The sequence below is a fragment of the Hyunsoonleella rubra genome (assembly GCF_042684665.1).
Taxonomy (GTDB): domain Bacteria; phylum Bacteroidota; class Bacteroidia; order Flavobacteriales; family Flavobacteriaceae; genus Jejuia; species Jejuia rubra.
Map to the genome: position 1 here is coordinate 1 of NZ_JBHULY010000006.1, position 22,496 is coordinate 22,496.

General features: G+C 35.3%; 12 protein-coding genes. 4 read left to right on the forward strand and 8 right to left on the reverse strand.

Annotated elements, in window-relative coordinates; translation table 11 throughout:
• Positions 1 to 123: 123 nt before the first annotated feature.
• From ACFSR8_RS04305 to ACFSR8_RS04330, 6 genes are all read right to left on the reverse strand, one after another.
• Positions 124 to 1,521 carry an FAD-binding oxidoreductase gene (locus tag ACFSR8_RS04305; RefSeq protein ID WP_380289409.1) on the reverse strand — a complete coding sequence of 466 codons (1,398 nt, stop codon included), beginning with the start codon at positions 1,519 to 1,521 and terminating at the stop codon, positions 124 to 126.
• Between the two features lie 21 nt (positions 1,522 to 1,542).
• Complete coding sequence (locus tag ACFSR8_RS04310) at positions 1,543 to 2,388, reverse strand: SDR family oxidoreductase (protein ID WP_380289411.1); 846 nt, start codon at positions 2,386 to 2,388, stop codon at positions 1,543 to 1,545.
• 12 nt (positions 2,389 to 2,400) lie between these two features.
• Positions 2,401 to 3,252, reverse strand: a complete 852-nt coding sequence (locus ACFSR8_RS04315) for an amidohydrolase family protein (protein ID WP_380289413.1) — start codon at positions 3,250 to 3,252, stop codon at positions 2,401 to 2,403.
• Between the two features lie 23 nt (positions 3,253 to 3,275).
• Positions 3,276 to 4,298, reverse strand: a complete 1,023-nt coding sequence (locus ACFSR8_RS04320; RefSeq protein WP_380289415.1) for an L-rhamnose/proton symporter RhaT — start codon at positions 4,296 to 4,298, stop codon at positions 3,276 to 3,278.
• Positions 4,299 to 4,367: 69 nt separating this feature from the next.
• A complete protein-coding gene (locus ACFSR8_RS04325) occupies positions 4,368 to 6,035 on the reverse strand; it encodes a PQQ-dependent sugar dehydrogenase (protein ID WP_380289417.1) in 1,668 nt (555 codons plus the stop codon).
• A gap of 62 nt (positions 6,036 to 6,097) precedes the next feature.
• Complete coding sequence (locus ACFSR8_RS04330) at positions 6,098 to 8,929, reverse strand: family 78 glycoside hydrolase catalytic domain (protein ID WP_380289419.1); 2,832 nt, start codon at positions 8,927 to 8,929, stop codon at positions 6,098 to 6,100.
• A 458-nt stretch (positions 8,930 to 9,387) separates the two neighbouring features.
• On the opposite strand from ACFSR8_RS04330, the gene ACFSR8_RS04335 reads away from it, so the two are divergent.
• From ACFSR8_RS04335 to ACFSR8_RS04350, 4 genes are all read left to right on the forward strand, one after another.
• Complete coding sequence (locus ACFSR8_RS04335) at positions 9,388 to 10,920, forward strand: sulfatase (protein ID WP_380289421.1); 1,533 nt, start codon at positions 9,388 to 9,390, stop codon at positions 10,918 to 10,920.
• A gap of 337 nt (positions 10,921 to 11,257) precedes the next feature.
• The gene (locus ACFSR8_RS04340) at positions 11,258 to 12,304 is read left to right on the forward strand and encodes a GntR family transcriptional regulator (RefSeq protein WP_380289423.1); all 1,047 of its coding nucleotides are present in this window, start codon (positions 11,258 to 11,260) and stop codon (positions 12,302 to 12,304) included.
• A 285-nt stretch (positions 12,305 to 12,589) separates the two neighbouring features.
• Positions 12,590 to 16,867 carry a hybrid sensor histidine kinase/response regulator transcription factor gene (locus tag ACFSR8_RS04345; RefSeq protein WP_380289425.1) on the forward strand — a complete coding sequence of 1,426 codons (4,278 nt, stop codon included), beginning with the start codon at positions 12,590 to 12,592 and terminating at the stop codon, positions 16,865 to 16,867.
• A 421-nt stretch (positions 16,868 to 17,288) separates the two neighbouring features.
• Positions 17,289 to 17,975 (forward strand): GNAT family N-acetyltransferase, encoded by a 687-nt coding sequence (locus ACFSR8_RS04350; protein ID WP_380289427.1) that lies wholly within the window; start codon positions 17,289 to 17,291, stop codon positions 17,973 to 17,975.
• Between the two features lie 152 nt (positions 17,976 to 18,127).
• Here the strand turns inward: ACFSR8_RS04350 and ACFSR8_RS04355 are convergent, their stop codons facing one another.
• Positions 18,128 to 20,548: a CehA/McbA family metallohydrolase gene (locus ACFSR8_RS04355; RefSeq protein WP_380289429.1), complete on the reverse strand. Its 2,421-nt coding sequence runs from the start codon at positions 20,546 to 20,548 to the stop codon at positions 18,128 to 18,130.
• A 163-nt stretch (positions 20,549 to 20,711) separates the two neighbouring features.
• Entirely contained in the window at positions 20,712 to 22,337 is a 1,626-nt protein-coding gene (gene pruA, locus ACFSR8_RS04360) for an L-glutamate gamma-semialdehyde dehydrogenase (RefSeq protein WP_380289431.1), read from the reverse strand.
• Positions 22,338 to 22,496: the final 159 nt, after the last annotated feature.

A 22,496-nucleotide genomic window follows, 5' to 3' on the forward strand; every position in this document is an offset into this window, starting at 1 on the left:
AATTTACTGATTATCAGTAAGATGAACAACTTTTTTCTTTTAAATCATAATGCACAACGGGTATTTATATACTAAAACTTAATCTGCGATTAGTTATAGTATTGGATAATACTTATTTGTATTTTAATTCTCGTAATTAAGTACTTTGTTTCTGTTTAGAATGTCTCTTGAATCCATTGTAGTTTTAAGCAATTGCATCAATTGTATTTCTTCTTTGGAACGACAAAGTTTTAGATAAGGCTTTTTATGGGTTCCGATACCGTGCTCAGCAGAGACAGAACCACCAAGAGCTGTTAATGGGTTGTAAATAATAGAATTAATTTTATCTGTAAGTTCTATTGTATTGTTGTCCTTACTTATTAAAAAATGAATATTGCCATCGGCTACATGGCCATGGGCGAAAAAGTTGTCGACTTCAGGTATTTCATTTAAAGTCTTAAAAATAGTATCAACATAAGTTCCTATTTCTGAAACAGGAAGGCTTATGTCAAAGTTCTGTACATTATTGCATTGGGAAACTAAAATATCTACATCTTCTCGAATTCTCCAAAACAGCTCTATGTGCTGCATTGATTGCGCTAAAGCAGCATCTAAAATAACTTCATCCATTAAAGCTACTTCTAGCAATGATTCTAATCTTTGTTGGTCTTTTTCATAATCACTGCCCAAACTTTCTATAAGTACATAGTATTTATAGCCATAGGATAAAGGTTTTGAAATATTTGTAGAAGGATCGGTCATGGCTTTGTAATTGCGTTCCCATAATAATTCATAACCACTTAGGGTTCCTGCTACGCCTTCATCTATAAATTTTAAAAATGCTACTACATTTTCAAAATCGTCCATGGCTACAAATGCACTATTTCTACTTTTTGGTTTTTGATGAAGCCTTAATACCGCTTTAGTGATTACTCCTAATGTGCCTTCGGAGCCAATAAATAATTGTTTTAAATCATAACCTGAATTATCTTTTATGATTTTTTTCATAGATGAAATAATAGTTCCATCAGCCAGTACTATTTCCAGTCCTAAAACTAAATTTCTGGTCATTCCATACCGAAAAACACGAAGTCCACCAGCATTTGTTGCAATTACTCCTCCAATTTGAGCGGAACCTTGAGCACCAAAACTCATAGGAAATAATAAGTTTTCTTTTTCTACTTCATGGTGTATCGTTTCTAAGATAACTCCAGATTGTACAGTTATTGTACGGCTGGATAAATCGAATTCTTCAATGTCATTCATTTTTTCCATGCAAATGACTAATTCATCGGCACTAGTTTCTGTACTCCCTGTAAGGTTTGTTAACCCTCCATGTACTACGATGGGTTGGTGGTATTCATGACAAATCTTTAAGATATCTGATACGTCTTGAGTTGTAGATGGAAAAACAACAGCTTTAGCTCTTAAAGGTTCGTCCATTTTCCATATATGCTCATATCTTTCTTTGACACCTTCTCCCAAAAGAACTTTATCTGCTCCAAGTTTCTGTTTAATTTGTTTAATATGTTCTTCAATCATAACCTTAAACTAACTTCTGAATTATTTAGAACCTGCATTTATAGTGTTTTCACCTAAGCCTTCAGGCCCTATTGATAGGTAACCTCCATCTACAGCTAGATGGGTGCCAGTAATAAAAGAAGCGTCATTACTAAGCAAAAATAGTACTGGTCGTGCAACTTCTATGGCTTTGCCCATACGCCTTAACATATGAAAACGTCCCCAAATAGGATCCCATTTTTCTCGACCGCCTCCATCTAAATTTGCAGCTTTGTCTGTTTCGTGGGTCCATATCCAACCTGGGTCTACACTATTTACTCTTATATTATGAGGCGCTAAATCTAGAGCTTGACATTTGGTTAATTGGTTTACGGCACCTTTTGAAGCATTATAAGTCCACCTGTCTTTTTGTGCGATATGAGCAGAAATACTTGATATATTTACAATAGCACCTCCACCAGATTTTTTCATATGGGGATAAACCTCTTGTGTCATTCTTGCATAGGCTAACGGCCCTACTTCAAAACTTCGCATCCAATCTTTAGTTTCAGCATTGATCCCTGTTGCTGTAAAAGAAAAGGCATTATTGATTAAATAATCAATTTTGCCATATTTTTTTATGGTTTCTGCTATAGTAGTTTTGCAAAATGCTTCATCTCCCATATCTCCCATTAAAAACGTGGTGTCGTAGTTGTTTTCAATGTCATTCTCTTGTTTTATTTTACCTAAATCGTCTATGTCAGTAAATAAAACTTTACCGCCTTCTTTACATAATTCTTCTGTAATAGCTCTTCCTAAACCAGAAGCGCCACCAGTAACAATGGCAACTTTACCTTCAAACCTTTGCGGAACAAATTCATGATTGCTTTTATATAATGTATTGCTCATAGCTGTTTTTATTTATATGTTATAAAACTGAATTGCATTTGTTCTAAAAACTTTAGTACGTTTTTCTTCGCTTAATCCTTCTGTTAAAGACACTGCAGTTTTAAACCATTTGGACCAAGAAGATGCACGAAGTGAATGAGGCCAATCACTACCCCATATTAATTTTTCTGGACCAAAAACATCAATCACTGTATCCGCATACGGTCTTAAATCATCTATATCCCAGTGCTCTAAATCGGCATTGCAGACTAGATTTGAAAATTTACAATAGTGGGGTCCAGAATCAGCAAATGCTTTTAGATGTTTCTTCCAGGGTTGTAGTTGTTTATTAACTATACTTGGGTTGCCTATATGGTTTAAAATGAATTTTGTGTCTGGACACTTTTCTACAAGTTTTAGAACAGCAGGAAAGTGTTTTGGATCTATTGTTAACTCAAAGTGTAGATTATTTTTTCCTAAGAGCTTAACGGCTTCAACAAAATCGCGATGAATACAAAAATTTACATCTTCTTGAGGTTGAATTAATTGTCTAACGCCTTTTATTTTGGGGTTTTCTGCAAATTTTTCTAATACTTCTGCTACTGCGTTTCCTGTATGTAAAGGTGCCCAAGGTATTATTGCAGAGAGCCTCTCGTCCTTTTCTGAAAGTGCTTGAACCCATTCCACTTCTTTTAGAAATTGAGAAGGTTTACATTCAGCTTGAACAAAAATCATTTTTTCAATAGATTGTTCTGCCGTAGCCTTATTATAATCTGATAAGGAAAAAGTTCTATTTATTTTAGGAAATTGACTTAACCAAGGATAATCTAAATGCTTTATATCCCATAAATGAATATGCGCGTCAATTATTGATGAATTTTTCATAGTTCTATTTTCATATTAAACTTTTATCCATTCATCACATAAGTTGAATATCCCAGTAGGGAAAAGGCTAAACACAATACTAAAATTCCTGTTATCATAATTCGGCGAGGTGCTACTCCAGAGTTTTTCCATTCGCCACCTAAAGCGCCTGCTAAATTCCCTGCTAGAATGGATGCTAATATCATCATTGGAAAACCAGCATAAGCGCCATAAGGGCCCATAGCATTTGCACCAATGCCATAAATAATAATACCTCCAGGCCATGCTAAACCCATAAAAATTGCACCTATCCACTCTCTAGTGAAACTGCCTTTAGATAAGTTTTTTAATGTGTCGTTTTTTAGCATCATATAAAAACCATAAATAACATTGATTGAAAAATTAGCTGTAAAAACGAGACTCCAAATAGCAAAACTAGTAGCATAATCTTGTACCTGCATCTTTGAAGCTTCCTCTGTTATTGGGGTACCAATAATAAATGCAAAATTGACTGCTGAAGAAAGAATACCGGAGATTAAGCAAAAGATTAAACCCAAACGAAATGTTCCTGTTTTCTTGTTTTCTCGTTTTCCTAAAGCCTGCTCTTTCTTTTTACCAGCAATTGATATTATAATTATCCCTACAATCATTATAAGAACAGCTAATATTAAAATACCACCACCTAGAGTAAATATTTTGTTAGGCTCAAAAACAGACAGAGGTACAATTGAACCGAAAACATTAATGAGTCCCATAAGTATAGAAACACCCAGAGCCATCCCCAATGTTGCAATTACACGCCCCCAATAGATACCTCCTATTCCCCAAGCAAAACCGCATAACACAACGCTTATTAAAATTGAATTAGGTACAGATGTGTATAACTGAGACAAGTCTTCTACAAAAAAATAAGATAATGGCCATGGTAATAATAGAAGTGCTAGGAGCGATCCAACACCCCATATATTCTCAAACTCCCATGTTTTTACTTTAGTAACTGGTATTGAAAAAAGACCTTCTAAAATTCCTCCCAATGCTACGAGTAATACACCTACTAAAAATGCCATGTCCATATACTTAGTTATTTGTGGTATTTATACTGCAAAGTGGTTTTGACGGCGCGTATAAATTCATCACTATTCATTAATCATTCTATAAATCTTCCCGTCTGCTTTGGTAAACATATACATGTTTCCATCACAATCTTGACCAAGTCTGAGATCTATACGACGTTTATTGGTAAGCTGTCTAAAATCTGTTTGCTTACCTTTAAAAACTATATTCAACTTTTTAATATTTCTTTTATCAGTGTTGGTTTCTGAAGGGTCTGCTATATAAACAGTACCCTCTGGAATATCTCCAAAAATGTATTTCCCTTTAAAGGGTGCAGTATAAGAAAAGAACCCTCCGCTAATAGCTGAACCATCATCATGATCATATTGAATTACAGGATATGTAACGCCAAAATCTGTATCGTTTTCTGGTAAAGGATACGCTAAACTTTGATTTCCATAAGGGTCTACTACAAATTTACCTTCTCTAATAGGCCAGCCATAAAACTTACCTGGTTCTATAATGTTTACTTCCTCCACTATATTATGCCCTATATCACTGGCATACATTTGCCCTTCTGTATTCCAACAAATTCTATTAGGGTTTCGTAATCCATAAGCCCAAATTTCCTTGTTCTTTTTATTTGCATTTACAAACGGATTATCTTTTGGAATGCCATATTTACCATTATCACTATTACTACCACTAGGGTCTATTCTCAAAATTGTTCCCCAAACTTGAGCCCCACCATGCAACGCTATTTTTGGAAAACCATAAGCAACACTACCTCCATCTCCAACACCAATGTATAGCATCCCATAGTCTGAATCATTTTTAGAGCTATGTGGATTAAAAGTAATTTCCTGAATACCATGCATTATAGTAACAAAATCAATACGCAAAAGCTCTCGAATTGAACCTTCAAAGACTGTTCTTTTGGGGTCTTTACTTTTCCATTCTTTAATAACCCATTGTAATTTTACGGGAATACTGTCTGGAAGTGAAAAATCAGCCTTCGTTTTATGCAATTTTTCAGAATGTGCAGTATAAAATAATCCGTTTTCTGAAAAATCTGGATGAAAAGCAAAACTCCCAAACCCAGTACCTAGTCCTGGTTCAGACATAAAGCTATCGTGATATTTAGAGATTGAAACATATAACTTCGGCTTATTATCTTTCAATTCATAAAGCATTCCTCTTAAATCGTTGATAAAAACCCGCCCAGAATTAGTAGTACATGCCATCTTATTTATTCGAGCTAAGGGACCGTTTTTCGAAGAAGCAGGTACTTGGGCTGCAAACTCTATATGAGCGTTATCTTCAGAATACACAAGTGTGTCTTTAATTGGATTATCTATAACGTCTTCTAAATTTTTATTACCAGACGCTTCCTTCTTTAAATAAGAATTCATGTAACTTAGAAGTTCGTCAAATTCCTTTTCGGATAAATATGAAAACTCCGGCATAAATGTTTTATATTTTTGATGTAAGGCTTTTGCTCTGGGGTCTTTTTGAGATATCATCTTAAATGGATTCTTAATAAATTCTTTTATCCACGCTTCACTAACTTCTTTTGTAATCCCACTAAGGTTAGGCCCAATCGCGTCCTTTTTAAAATTATGGCAGTGACTGCATTTTTGCTCAAAAATTAATTTTCCATTTTGTATATCTTCGGTGTTAATACTTATTGTAGTTCCATATTCATGTTTTGGCTCCGATTTGCAGTTGCAAAACACTACTGCTAATAGCAAAAAGTAGAAGAATTTTGTTTTAAAAACTGTCTTAATACTGTTCAACCTCTTAGAAATAAAAATTATATTTCAGATTGAAACTTGTAGCTTCCTGACCCAATTTCATAAATCTTATAGTCTCCTTCTTGTTTTATGAACTTTATAAGTTTTGAATCGATTTCACTACCAGATTCAGATACAAGTCCTCCTTCTTTAAAAGGAATGTAGACTGAAGCTTTCGTATTTACAGGTATTTGTACTTCTAAATTAAAAATGGAACCGTCAATCGACCAAGAAGAAACAATATCTCCATTAATAGAAGTATATTTAGCATTAACATCAGTCAATGCCTTATTACCTAATTTTGGTTTAATTACTATATTGTTAAAACCAGCATCCTTAGTTTTAATGCCTGCTATATCACTAAATAGGAATTGAGAAAATGCGCCAAAGGCATAGTGATTAAAAGAATTCATTTTGGCATTCATTTCTCCATTAAAACCATCTTCCGGTGTGTAACTATTCCATCGTTCCCAAATTGTTGTAGCCCCGTTTTTTACTTGGAAGCCCCAACTAGGATAATCCTTTTTTAATAGAATTTCGTAAGCTAAATCAGAGCGTTCTATATCTGATAAAGCTGGCAATAACTGCCTAATACCTAAAATACCTGAAGATGGTAAATTATTGTTTTCAGCTAATAAATCTACAAGATGTTTTCCTGCTTTTTGTTTTAAATCTGGAGGTAATAAATCAAAATATATAGCTGTTGCATACGCTGATTGAGTATGACCTGTAAAGCCTCTTTCGCCTTCAAAATAGCCTTTCGCTTTTCCGTAAACAGCTTCATCTATCTGAAACTTGCCATCTTCATCTATATAGTGTTTTATAAATGCGCTAACCGATTCGTTATATAATGCCTTATAATAGTCTGCCTTTTCTTGTTTGCCAATAGCACCACTCATTTCAGACATAATCTTTAATGCATATTGATAATGCATAGATGCAAGTATATCATGTGAAAGATGCTTTTCAGTCATAGAGAGCCAATCTCCAAAACCTCCTTCAGGTTTTGCATCTGCCCAAGAATGCTCTGGGTAAAACTTATGTACTTTACTTTTTTCTATATGATAATCCATGAATCGGGTCATAGATTCATAATGGTTTTCTATAACTTTTGTGTCGTTGTAAAATTTATAAGTATTATACGGCACCATTACACCTGCTTCCATCCATCCTGGAGAATACCAAACTAATTTAGGGTATGGTCGAGGCGCAAAAACGGCATAAGGCCCGTTATCATACTGCGCATCACGAACATCTGCAAACCATTTTGCATTAAATGCACCTATGTTAGCATTATAAAGTGCAGACCTAGAGAAAATCTGTACATCTCCGAGCCATCCTAAACGCTCATCGCGTTGTGGACTATCTGTAGGTACTTCCATGAAGTTAGAATGTTGAGTCCATAGTACATTTTCATACATTTTATTTAAAACCTCATCAGAAGAAGTAAATGAACTTTCAAAAGGAATTGACGACCCAAAAGGAATACCCGTAATTGTCTTTCTATTAGGTTTTGTTTTAAGGCCTGTAACCTCAACATATTGAAAGCCATGATATGTGAATTTAGGTTCCCAAATTTCTGTGCCTTCGCCTTTTAAAATATAAGTATCTGTAGCACGTGCAAATCTTAAATTTTCGGTCATTAATCTACCATCATCATGTAGCCTTTCCCCAAAACGGATAACAATGGTGTCGTTTTTATCTCCTGTAACTTGAAGTCTTGCGTGTCCAGCAAAGTTTTGACCTAAGTTAAAAATGTACGTATCTTTTTTAGGCTCGGTAATTTCAACAGGTTCAATTTCATCATATACTTGTATACTATTCCCGGGATATGCCTGAATAACGCCTTCTGTTCCTTTATGAATAAACACAGGTTTCCAATCTGTATCATCATAATTAGTGGTGTTCCAATTTGGGAGTTCCAAATTAGCGTTATAGGCTACTCCCATAAGTAAATCAGCATAAATAAAAGGCCCTTCATTCGCCTTCCAAGTTTCATCAGAAGTTATAATATCTTTTTCGCCATTATCGTATTCAATTTCTAGTTGAGAAAGTAACCCAGGATGCAAACCATACAACTCTCTGTTTCTAGGTTTTGATAACACTTTTGGCCCAACATAACCAGCATACCAAGCATCTCCTAATATGGCACCTATTGTATTATCGCCTTCATTTAAATGAGAAGTTACGTTGTAGGTTTTATAATAAATACGCTTATTGTAGTCGCTCCAACCAGGCGCTAATAAATCTTTTCCTATTTTTTTACCATTCAAAGACATTTCAAAAGCACCAAGTGCAGTTACGTAAAGCGTTGCATTTTTTATTTTGGCTTTGGTGGTAAATGATTTTCTTAAATACGGCGGAGGCGGTAGATGTAGCGTGTCTTTTTTATTTTTATCAGTTGTTTTATAACCAATCCATTTTGCTTTCCAGTCAGGCTTTTTAAGTAAACCCATAGTCCACATGTTTACTTCGCTCCAAGCTGAAGCAACATCGTTTTCATCCCAAACTCTCACTTTAAAATAACAATGTTGTCCAGATTCCAATGCTTTACCTGCATAGCGTACTTGTGAGTTATGCGCTGATACTAATTTTCCAGAATCCCAGAGTATGTTATCATCTGTGTTAAGTGATTCTTTTAAGCTAGCTACTTTAATTTGGTAAGCAGTTTGTTTTTTGTTTCTTCCGTTTGACGACATTGTCCAACTTATACTAGGATTTACATCATCAATACCTAATGGACTCTCAAAATAATTAACAGTTGTTCTGTTTATTGATATATTATTCTCTGCTTTTTTTGAACAAGAATGAAGCAAAATTATAGACAGAAATATGAGTGCTATTTTTTTCATTTATCTTTTTTAATTTGAATACTAAAGCGTCACTAAGAAGTAATTGTAGTGCAACAAACTTATTACTAAAAATAGATTTTTGCATCCTGTCGTTTCTGTTGAGAGTTTATGCAAACAGGTGCTTTTTGACACTTAGAGAAAGAGGAAAACTGCTATAAAGCTTGAAGTAAATCAACAAATTACAAACTATGCATTAACCATGAAATGGAATGTTTCAATTGAGCAAATTCAACAGATGTTTTTTTAAAATATTTTGTGAAACATTTAAATTTTGATGTCAGGAACATTAAAGATTTGAAGCTTTCAGGATTAAATTTTTATCTAAATTGAAAAGCAAAAATCATGTTTTTCTAACAGAAGCAACAGGATGCTTTTTCATTAGATTTACATTAATATTGTTACAGTTAAATTACCTAAATCAATAAGTGGATTTAGTTTTTATTTTAAAAAAAACCATAATGAAATACTTGTTTTTTTTACTTTTCATATTGCTCTTAACTGTTAATTCTTATGCACAAAATAAACCAAATATTGTGTTTATTTTGGCCGATGATTTGGGGTGGAGCGATGTTACATTATACGGAAAAACTAAACTCTACGAAACGCCAAATTTAGAACGATTAGCGTCACGAGGTATAACATATACCAATGCCTATTCTGCAAGCCCTTTGTGCTCTCCAACAAGGTCTAGTATTTTAACAGGGCAAACACCTTTGCGCACAGGTATTACTGCGCCAACAGCACACCTAAAAAAAGTAGTACTAAAGGCATCACTTGAAGAAAACCCAAATAGCGGGAATAAAGCAGTAAATTGTGTTTCAGTATCCCGATTAGACAATAAACTACCCACTCTGGTAAAGCAATTTAAAAAAGCAGGCTATTCTACGGCACATTTTGGAAAATGGCATTTAGGAAGCGAACCATATTCTCCTTTACAACATGGCTTTGATGTAGATATCCCACATTGGCCAGGTCCCGGGCCTGCAGGAAGTTTTGTGGCGCCTTGGAAATATCCAAATTTTAAAGAAAAATATCCCAAAGAACACATAGAGGATAGAATGGCTGATGAAGCTGTTTCTTGGTTAAGACATGTAGATAAGTCTAAGCCGTTTTTTATGAATTACTGGCAATTTTCTGTACATGCGCCTTTTGATGCTAAGGAAAGTTTGAAGAAATATTACAGTTCTAAAGTAGACCTAACAGATTTGCAACATTCTTCTACATACGCCGCTATGGTACATTCTTTAGACCAAGCAGTAGGACGATTGCTGGATGAGATTGACAGATTAGGTATTGCAGATAATACCATTATTGTTTTTACAAGTGATAACGGAGGAAACATGTACAACGGCATTACAGATGTATTGCCTTCTGGAGAAAAATATATTACTCCGCCAACAAGTAATAGACCTCTGCGAGGTGGAAAAGCAACCATTTACGAAGGCGGTATTAGAGTGCCAACTATCATTTCTTGTCCAGGGGTAACAACTCCTAAAACTAAATCGGATCAAATAATCCAATCTACAGATTTTTATCCAACACTTTTAAATTTAGCAAATATCCCTCTTCCCAAAAATCATATTATTGATGGTATGGATATAACGCCTACATTAAAAGGGGAAACCATTGAAAGAGATGGGATTGTTACATTTTTCCCTCATCAACCAAAGGTGCCGGATTGGTTGCCAGCTTCAATTTCGGTTCGTTCTGGAGATTGGAAGTTAATTCGAATTTTTCATTTGGATAAAGATTTTAAACATGCGTATCGACTCTACAACTTAAAATGGGATATTGGAGAACATAATGATCTCTCAAAGGTATACCCTGAAAAAATAATAGAACTGGATAAAATAATTGAAAATAGTATAGCTGATTCTAATGCTATAATACCTATCCCGAATACGTCATTTGACTCTACTAAATTCGCTCCTGAAACTATAGGTATACAAGCTGGAGGCTATAAAGGTGTAAAAAGGATAGAAGTGAATTAACCAATTTTTTTACTTGTTCTGTTTCATAGTATATGTAGTGAATAAAAACTAATAACCTCTTAACTATTATGAATAGTTGTAATAGTTAATTTCTACTCAAAAAAGACTCCTATTCAATTTAACTTTTTGCTTATAAGGGAGTACTGTATATATACATTTACCCCCTAAATTAAAAACATTTACCCCTGTAAAAGGAGCCATTTATCCCCCTATCAAAAACATATCTCCTTAAAGAAAAAGCAAGAACATTATAATATTGTAGTATAAGGTGTTTACTGGCATCTAACACGTTTACCAACTATATATACTAATACTCTAACTTTTAAACTTTACTAAAATGGAAATAACAAATCTTATCAACATCGATGACTATTCAAGAGAGTCTAAATATGAGCAAATTGTTAAATCTATAATTCATAATATTTCCGTTGGAAATTTAGTTATGGATCAAAAAATTCCATCAATCAACAGTTTTAGCGAAAACTTATTTGTGTCTCGTGACACGGTTGAAAAAGCATATAACATTTTAAAAGAGCGCAATGTAATTTCTTCTATAAGAGGTAAAGGCTTTTATATTGCCAGAACAGAACTTATATCTAAGGTTAATATTTTGTTTTTAATTAATAAGCTAAGTGATTATAAAATGAAAATTTATAATGCCTTTGCAGATTCAATTGGAGAAAATGCTCATGCAGACCTTCAAATTTATAATGGGGATGAAACACTATTTTTAAATCTACTAGACAAGCACAAACTATCTTATGACTATTATGTAATTATGCCTCATTTTAAAACTGAGAATTTGGAACACACTAGTATGACTCCAAAAATTTCTAACGCTTTAAAAAAGATACCAGAAAACAAACTTATTTTAATGGATAATGCATTAGAATCAAATCAAAATCAAATTATAACAGTATATCAAGATTTTGAGAAGGATATTTATGGTGCGTTATCTGAAGGACTTCACATATTAAGTAAATACCAAAAAATAATATTGGTTTATCCCCAGGAATCAATTTACCCATATCCTAGAAGGATTTTTCATGGCTTTAGAAAATTTTGTGATACACATCAATTTGATTTTGAGGTCATAGATAAAGTATCTGATGACATGACCGTTAATAAAGGAGATTTATTCATTATTATCGAAGAGTCGGAGTTAGTCACTTTTGTAGAACAAGCAAGAGAAAAAGAATTTAAACTTGGAGAAGATATTGGCGTTATTTCTTATAACGACACACCTCTTAAAAATCTTTTTGGAATTTCAGTTGTAACTACAGATTATAATGTTATGGGAGACATGGCGGCCAAAATGATTTTAAATAAGGAAAGAGGGAAGTATAAAGTACCGTTCAATTTTATTCAGAGAGCGTCTGCTTAAAATAATAGTTTCAGACTTTTATTTAACTGTAAAACTTAATTATTTGGTTTAAATTAGGATTGTCTTCCACAAAATAATCTTAATTCGCCATTAGTTGAGTTTTTTGTTTTTTAACAACTGATCATTGAGTTAAAGGGATTGTTTTTAATCTTATATTATTTCAATAATTCAACTCACTAAAATCATTAGAATCTAAAAATAGTCTAATAGTATTTGCATTTTGAGGTTAATTTAGAAATGCTTTATACTTATATTTAACAAGGCTTTGTAAGTTATTTAGTAAATATGATTAAAACTATAAGAAAGTTTTATTTAGTTGGCTTTTTCTTAATAGTCTACACCTCCATGTTTTCGCAATGGCGATTACATCAAACTGGTGCAGATGAGGGTTTATCTCACAACAGGGTTACCAGTATTATTCAAGACAAGAACGGTTACTTGTGGTTTGCCACTTTAAATGGGGTTAACAAGTATGACGGCTATTCCATGAAGCATTATAATTACGGCGCAGGTAATAAAGGCTTAAGCAGTAGTGTTATATTTAAATTATTTGAAGATAAAGATGGTTTTATTTGGGTAGGCACAATATCTGGACTTAATAGGATAAACCCTGACACAGGAAAAATTGACACTTATTTTAAGTCAGGCAACACACCAGTATTTACAGGTAAAAACAGGATATACCAGTCTGAATCTGGGATTTTCCTTATTAGTTCTTTAGATGGTATAAAGTTTTTCGAAATTGATGATAAAGGAAAACTAAAATATGAGTTTTTTTTGAATAAATATGGTGGTGTTAAATTGAATATTGAAAATATTAAGCCTTCTGCAAATGGTAAATTTTGGTTATTAACACCTTCCAAAACTGTTAAGCTACATCAAATCGATGTTATACGAGACGGGACAACTCCCAAGTTGTCTATTAAAGCTACAGATTATACGGACTCGTTGTTTGATAGTGAAAGCACCGTACTTGATATATTAGAATACCCAAAAAATATGTTTTGGGCTATAAATGAAGATCTTGAGTTGCTCAATATAAAATTAAATGCCGATTTAAAAGTTGTTGAGTCTAAAAAAATTGAACTCAAAGCGAGTATGAATCCTAGTCAATTAAAAGAGCAACGCTTAATTAATATGTCTGGAGATAAAGAAGGAAGAATATGGATTGCTGGGAATAGGTTGCTTCTAAACTATAACGTCGAATCTGGGGAAATTAAAAATTTATCAAACGATAAACAATTAAAAAATGTTATTGATAATCAAGATTTTCAGAAAATTTTTATTGACAACTCCAATGTGTTGTGGTTATGTGCTTTAACTAATGGTTTGTTTAAAATGGATTTAGAAAGTCATTCTTTTTCCAATTCAACCGAATATTTGAATAGTAAATATTCATCGCAGTTGTTTAAATCACAAATAGTTACAATCTGTGAAGATAAAAAGGGGAACTTTTGGTTTGGAACTGAAGATGGGATTATTACCGCACTAGATAAGGATGTATTTAAAAACAACCAATCCAATACAACGGGGTCTCCCATAATTTATTTAGATTCAGTTAAAGGCATAAAAGCAGATAAAGCTACAATGTTTCCTGAAGTAAAACGCTTAATAAGCGATAGTGAAGGGGCTATATGGGTTGGAGCTTTAAACGGTCTGTTTAAAATTCAGTACAACGAAATATCTGAAACCTATAATATCAAAGAAATTGATGATATAAAGGATGATTTTGGGAATATTATTGATAATCGTGTTTTTGCAATTAAAGAAGATAGGCAAGGAAATATTTGGTTTGGTTCATGGGGAAAGGGTGTTATAAAAATGAGCTTTAACAAGCAAACCAACTCTTATTATGCGGTTAATTATAAGGCGTCCAGTAAAGATTCTACAAGTTTATCTAGTAACAACGTTAGGGATATTATAGAAGACGACCAAGGAGTTATGTGGGTAGCTACGGTTAATGGTTTAAACAAATTAAATCGTTCCTCAACAGGTGAAATAACTTTTGAAAAGTTTTATAATAATCCTGAAGATTCAAATTCTTTAAGTAGTAGCCATATAGTGGATATTCATCAAGCTAAAAATGGAGATCTTTATATTGGAACTTATGGAGGAGGGTTAAACCGTTTAAGTTACTCTAATAAAGATGATTATAAATTTACTCATTATACGGTTGAGGATGGTTTGCCTAGTGATGTTGTTTCTCAATTAAAAGAGGATTTCAAGGGAAATATTTGGTCTATTCACACAAGGCAAATTTCTAAATTAAACCCTAGTACGGGTAAAATAATATATTTTGAAAAAGAAGATGGCTTTAATGTCGATCAGTTTGTCGATAACGCCATGGAATTTACATCATCTGGAATGATGTTGTGTGGAGGTGTTGGTGGATTTACTTTTTTTCATCCTAATAACCTAACAGTTAATACTCAAAAGCCACAAGTTACCCTCACAGATTTTAAATTATTTAATGAATCTATTGAGGTTAATGAAAAGATAGATGGTAAAATAATATTAAATAAAGGGCTAAATGAAACTGAAAAAATCGTGTTACCATATGATTTAAATTCTTTTGAATTTGAGTTTTCAAGCATGCACTTTTCTAACCCTAAAAAAAACAGGTGTAAGTTTGTTTTAGAAGGGTTTGAAGAAAAGTCCCATAGTACGACGGGTCAAGAGCGCAAATTTGCATCTTATACAAACGTGCCTCCTGGAGATTATGTTTTCAAAGTATACGGTTCTAATAGCTCATCGATTTGGAGTGATGTGCCCAAGGAAATAATGATAACGATTACACCACCTTGGTATCTAACAACTACTGCAATTCTATTTTTTATTTTCCTTTTAGGAGTCATTGGTTTTATCGTAAATAGAGTAAGATGGAATCAGATAAAACTAAAAAATCAAATAAAACTGGAGAGTGCTTTACATGAAAAGTCCGAAGAGATGAATCAAATGAAATTAAGATTTTTTACGAATATTTCTCATGAATTAAGAACACCGCTAACACTTATAATAGGACCTCTACAGCAAATTATGGAGGGAAGTAATGATGCTAAATATTTACAGCGTTTAAATGCTATAATGTATAAAAATTCAACACGACTGTTAAAGCTAATTAATCAATTATTAGACTTTAGAAGTGCAGAATCTGGCAATGTAAATTTAATAGTGGAGGAAGGAGATTTTGTAAGTTTTCTAACTGAAATTTATAAGGCTTTTGAAGAAATTGCAATAGAAAGACAAGTGGACTTTAAGTTTAAATCTAATAAAAAATCAATTGAGGGTTGGTTTGATAATGACAAAATTGAAAAAGTGGTGTATAATTTATTATCCAATGCTTTTAAGTTTACACCTTCAGGTAAAAGCATTACAATAAATATAGATAAAAAAAATATTGGCGGTAAAGATTGTGCCATTATAAAAGTTGTTGATGAAGGCGTTGGAATATCTAGCGAAGATTTATCAAGTGTTTTTGAAAGGTTTTATCAAGTTAAAAAAGAAAGCAACAGCATACAAACAGGCTCTGGTCTGGGCTTAGCATATACAAAGCGATTGGTGGAAATCCATAAGGGTACCATTTCTATGGATAGCACTGTAAATAAAGGCACAGCCTGTACAGTTTCAATTCCCATATCAAAAGAAGAATATGAAGATGATTCCATGCTCGAAATTCAACCTAAGCAATATGATTTTAGTTTTGTAAAAAATGAAGTTAAAGATTTCAAAAGCGACTTGATAACGCCTCCAAGAGCCACTAAAAAAGTTGAGCATACAAAGGACACTCCAACATTACTAATAGTTGAGGATAATGCAGATTTAAGAGAATATTTATCTAATTACTTTGAAAACTATTACAAAGTAATAAATGCTAAAAACGGACAAGAAGGATTAGATATCGCATTAAAAATGGGGCCAGACATAATAATTTCAGATTTAATGATGCCCATAATGAATGGTGTTGAAATGTGTAAAACAATTAAGAATGATATAAACACAAGTCATATTCCAGTAATAATTCTTACGGCAAAATTAGGGTTAGAAAATGAAAAAGAAGGTTTAGAGGCAGGTGCCGATGAATTCGTATTAAAACCTTTTAATATGGAGATTTTGCGACTTAGGGTTAATAATATTTTAAAAACCAAACAGCAATGGGCTGAAAAATTCAAGACAAAATCTACGCCCTCCAGTTGGAAAGAACTGTCCAGTAAACTAGATAAAGATTTCTTAAAAAAATCCTTTAAGTTTATTGATAAAAATATAGACAATTCAGATTATTCCGTAGAAAAATTTTCGTTAGACATTGGTATGAGTCGCTCTGCACTTCACAAAAAAATAAAGTCTATTACAGGACAGTCCACTTCAGAATTCATAAGAACTATTCGAATAAAACGTGCGGCAACACTAATGCTTTCTGGTCAATATTCCATTACGGAAATTATTTTTATGGTAGGCTTTTCGGATGCTAAGTATTTTAGAACATGTTTTAAAAAGCAATTTGGACAAACACCAAGCAAGTACATTAAGGATTTTAAGGGAAAACAGAGGACAAAAAATAATTAATTCAAGTTTTATTTTATGTCTTTTTTGGGCGTTACCCTCCTTAGGTCGGGTCGGGCTTTCCGCTATATCTTTTTAAAAAATACGTTGCGAGGAGGTACGACGTGGCAATCTCAAAAATTTTAATCCCTAGCAAGTTTTATAGTTTCTAAGTTTTAAAAAGGATGCCGCTTCAATCCCTAACGCGGGCTTGCTTGCTTAGGTTTGGTAAAAATTTAAAAGTTGGGAATTTTTGTAGGGGGTTCTTAATTTTTTGGGATTCGTTTACCAAGATAAGCTCGCGTTTTAATGAAGTTTATCGGCTGTTAAACGAAGTTCGTTATTTTTTCTGACAAAGTCAAGCTTTTTAAATCAAAACCAAGCGTTAATTTTATAGAAATTTCAACATTTCAAATTACTTTTGAGGTATAAGCCAGTAACAAATTTGACCCACTTTCAAAATACATTACAAAATCCCGTTTGGCATTCCCTAAACGAGACGCATCAAAAGTTTGCCGTTTCATACGATGAGGTTGTATTTTATGCCCCGGAGATTTGTCCCTTTGGCGCATTTACAGATGCCACGAAAACCGCAGAAGCATTGACGGCCTATTCCAAACTGACGGATAGTTTTTTCCTGGTTTCTGAAAAAGACGTTCCGTCCTATGATGAAACTTTTGTGGTGTTAAACCAAAAAATGGAGGGATGCCAAATGGTTTTAAAAGATTTGATTGAGGTGGAAATGACAGAAGCCATTGTCCCATTAACCGAAGCACATATGCAGGCCATTTATGATTTAATCTGGCTGGTGATGCCGGGGTATTATCAAAGACGAACCTTCGATATGGGGGAGTACTATGGCATTTTCAAAGACGGAAAATTAGTAGCCACCAGTGGCCAACGTATGCAAACGGATGGTTTTATTGAAGTGAGCGGTGTGGTGACCCACCCTGAGTATACCCGGCGTGGTTTTGCAAAACAGCTTACGGTACATGCGACCAAGGAAATTTTAAAAACGGGCAAGCATCCTATTCTGCACACTACCAAAGGCAATCCTGCCATTGGCCTTTACGAAAGATTGGGTTTTGAATTGACCCGGGAGATGAATTGGTGGTATTTTAATAGGAAGTAAATCGATTAAGGCTATTTTCAAAGAATCTTGTCAGTTCCAGTGATTTCGAAGCATGAGAAATCGTATCGAGAACCACTTTATATAAGACATCAATGTTCTCGATACAAATTTCACTCATTCCAATCGTGAAATTCACTCGAACTGACATTGTGTTATTCATTTATAATACTTTCCAAATGTTGTTTCGCCTCCTCAAAATGCCCTTCCAATTTCGGAATTGGGTTGTCGCCATAGCCCCGTTTTAAACGTTGGGCAGAAACATTTAACAATCTCAAAAGGGTGGTCGCTGAAGCTTTGGCTACTTCAACATCCGTACTCCCAACCGAATTAAACCAAACCGGACTGCTTTCCGCAAAAGGGTAACTGTCCATCGAGGGCCAATCCACTTCGCCACCCGAAACACGGGCCGTTACCCAACCACCTTTTGGTACATCAATACTGCCTTTATACGTTTTTGACCCTGCCTTGGTATTCCCTTTTTTGGACCAAACCACTGCACCGTTCACAAAAATTTCTACCAGATCAAAAGGCGCAGGGGAATGCACATCCAGAGTCCATTTTACTGTTTTGCTTTTGGTGTTGATGACTTCGCCAACTTCTTTACCATCTGCCTCAAATAGGATTTGTGGGCCATTCGTTACAAAACTGCGTCCATTTTTTAGGGCTTCTAAATAACTAGGAATGGAGAGATCCCCATCAGGTTTTACATAAACTCGAGTGACGCCTATAGCCATCGTTCGGTATAAATCGTTCATCACATCACTTCCCCCGGAAATGGCCAAAGGTTGCCCGATATTTAAAATTTCATGCCACAGGCTGGCGGTTCCAATTTCATCACTCCATAAACAGCCCACTTCAATTAAATCGCTTTTCCCCAAAACGCAATCGGCAATCAGCTCAATTGGGATGCGCCTAGCACCACTTTCAGTAAATGGGTCGCGCACACTTACAGGGTGGACGTAGCCACCCAAAGCGTTTTGGTCTCTGGCAAATTCCAAGGGTTCGGCATTTAATCTGTCATCTCGACCGTACACATCGTAATAAGGCCCCCAGACCCATGGCCAGTAAATATCTTTTGTTCCAAGGAGACCCAAATGCCCCAGGAAATGCGAACGGACTTCCTGCCCAAATTGAATCAATGGGAGTTCGGTGCGTTTCCAATCCCAAATAGATGGTTGTAAAAAACGGTTGCCCAAATTGGCCAATAGCGGAAAAGCCACATCCATGTTTTCGGCTTTTAAGTCCAAAACAATATCGGAAGGATCCAATTGATTGGTGCCTCCATAGTTTAAATGAAAATGATTATCGCCCGAGTACCAGCCGTTGGCTTGGGCATTCCAAATGGTTTTCAAATTGATTTCTGTGGAGTGGGATCCAGTGCCCACCGTAGTTTTGACTACTGTTTTTTTAGTGGATAATCCGTGGACAGCTGCTATGGTGAGTTCGCCATGTGGTGCTTGTAATTCTATTTCTCCATCAGAATAAAAGAATACCATGCCGTTTTGCCCTTCGGAATGAATAATCCCCGTATTGGGTACAACGGGATGCCCATTAGCATCCACAACACTCATGCGGACGGGTGTGATTTTGCCATCCACCTTACTTGTAATTTTAAGTGTTCCTGTTGGGGCATTCCATTCCCAAGATTTGATTTCTAATAGCTCTGGCTTGCCACCGCCCACTCGAATACGCTTCAATTCAGAATGCTCGTTTGTATTCGTTTCGGAATAATAAATCCATTGATTGTCGCTACTAAACTTTGGATTGAGGGGCAGTGTGTTACTTTTTGTCAACAATAAATTGCTTTCTGGATATTTAATATCCAACAATCGAAGTTCATAATCATCATCCTGTGGCCAGGTGTATGCCAAAGTCCGTTGGTCGGAACTTAATGAAAATGAGGCTTGCGACATAAAATTTTCTTCAGCCAAAGCCAAGGATTCATTGTTGTCCAAACTATACACTTCGATCGAATCGTATGAAAACCCTGTTTTTTTCAGATAAATCATATATTTTGAATTCAGCGGAATGGGCAAACGCTCCAAACTTTTTGCTTTTGTGAGAGCCGTTTTGGTTTTGGTGGCCAAATCCAATTGCCAGATATCCAACGAGCCATTTTCCGCGGAAGCGAAATAAATCGAAGCGCCGTCTGGTGAAAAGATGGGGTCTAAATCCAAAGCTTTGGTGTCAACCAAGAGGGATTCTTTGTTTTGAACCATATCCAACAGCATGATTTTAGTATCCAATCCCGTATCCCGAACAAATACAATCTGCTTCCCATCTGGCGACCAATTGGGTTTAAAATCCATGGCTCCAGTGGAGGTAATTCTACGTGCCGATTGTGTGTTTAAATCCATCAGCCACAGCCATCCTTTTGCCGAAAACACTGCTTCCTTTCCAGAAGGAGACGGTGCTGGGTCGGTAGCGCCAGAGTTCATCACAGGCAATTCATAACCCTCCAAATACACGTGGTGTCCAAAGCCATCTACCTGAGGGTATCGGTTGGTCCATTGGGCGGTTATATAATGTGTGCTTAATAAAAAAAGGATGAGGAAAAAGGAGTAACACTTCATAATTAAATGCGTAAGTTGCTATAACGGTTCACTAAGATAAGACAATTTTATGTGGTCGTTGAAAAATAAAAGGATGGCTCTCAATTGTAACTTTTTAGTCCTAAAAAACGACAAAAAAAAGACCAATTTCACCAATTGATCTCTCTTCATTAAACATATTTTCCTAACCCAAAAACGGATAGCGATAGTCCGTAGGGGTTACAAATGTTTCCTTTATCAATCTAGGGGATACCCAACGCAACAAGTTTTGTGCACTTCCTGCTTTGTCATTGGTTCCTGAGGCCCTTGCGCCTCCAAAAGGTTGTTGGCCTACTACTGCCCCAGTAGGTTTATCGTTAATGTAGAAATTACCCGCACTATTCTGCAGAGCTTCGGTAGCCTCGGTAATCGCATATCTGTCCGTAGCTAAAACAGCTCCTGTTAATGCATATTCGCTAGTTTCATCAACCAACTTTAAGGTCTCCGAGTAGGCATCATCTTCATATACATATATAGTAATCACAGGCCCAAACAGTTCGGTACACATTGTCGTGTATTTTGGATTTGAAGTCACCAACACGGTAGGTTCAATAAAATAGCCTTTGCTTTTGTCGTAGCCTCCGCCTATCAAAACATCAACATCACTATCTTTTTTGGCTTGGTCAATATACTTTGCCAATTTGTCAAATGAGCCCTCGTGAATCACGGCAGTAATAAAATTGCCCATATCTTCTGGAGATCCCATTTTAAAGGATTTTACGTCGGCAATAACCAAATCTTTAACTTCATTCCAAATACCTTTTGGAATATAGGCCCGCGAGGCCGCGCTACATTTTTGTCCTTGGAATTCGAAGGCGCCTCGCGAAATGGCTGTAGCAACTTGTTTCGGGTTTGCCGATTTATGGGCGATGATAAAATCCTTCCCGCCCGTTTCCCCAACGATTCTTGGATAGGTTTTATAGTTATGAATATTATTCCCGATTTGTTTCCAAAGTTCTTTAAACACAAATGTTGAACCAGTAAAATGCAATCCTGAAAAATCAGGACTTGCCAGTACGGTATTCGTAATCATCACAGGGTCTCCAAAGATAACATTGATGACTCCGGGTGGCACTCCAGCTTCCTCAAACACATCCATAATCACTTTGGCTGAATAGACTTGACTATCGCTCGGTTTCCAAACCACCACGTTGCCCATCAGCGCCATACAAGCCGGGAGGTTTCCGGCAATGGCCGTAAAGTTGAATGGCGTAACAGCATAGGTAAAGCCTTCCAACGGCCTATATTCCACTCGATTCCACGCATCGCTGGTGCTTTCGGGTTGTTCGGCGTAGATGTCCGTCATAAATTGCACATTGAAACGTAAAAAGTCCACAAGCTCGCAAGCCGCATCAATTTCGGCTTGATGTATGGTTTTGGATTGTGCTATCATGGTTGCCGCATTAATTTTGGCACGATAGGGGCCGGCAACCAATTCTGCAGCTTTTAAAAAGATACCTGCTCGCTGTTCCCATGGCATTCGACTCCACGATTTTCTAGCTTCCAAAGCAGTGGAAATAGCCTCATCAATATGTTTTTGCTCAGCGAGGTGATACGTGCCAACACTATGCTGGTGATCGTGCGGAGGTGACATGGTTCTGGTGTTTCCAGTTGAAACGTATTTACCATTAATGTAAAGCGGTACATCAACTTTACTGTTAAACATGGTTTTGTAGGTCTCTAAAACAGCCTTGCGTTCAGGAGTTCCATGAGCGTAGGATTTAACAGGTTCGTTAACTGCAATTGGTACATTAAAAAAGCCTTTTCCCATGATTTATTCGTTTTCGTTAAAAAATTTTCAGTGAATTGGGTGCAAATTTACGAATTATTAAATTACAATTTAGCTCCATTATGCCTTAAATTGACGTTAAATTTTATTAATAGATCTGTTTTTTGGTTATGAATTTATGTCCGCTTCATGAATATAGTT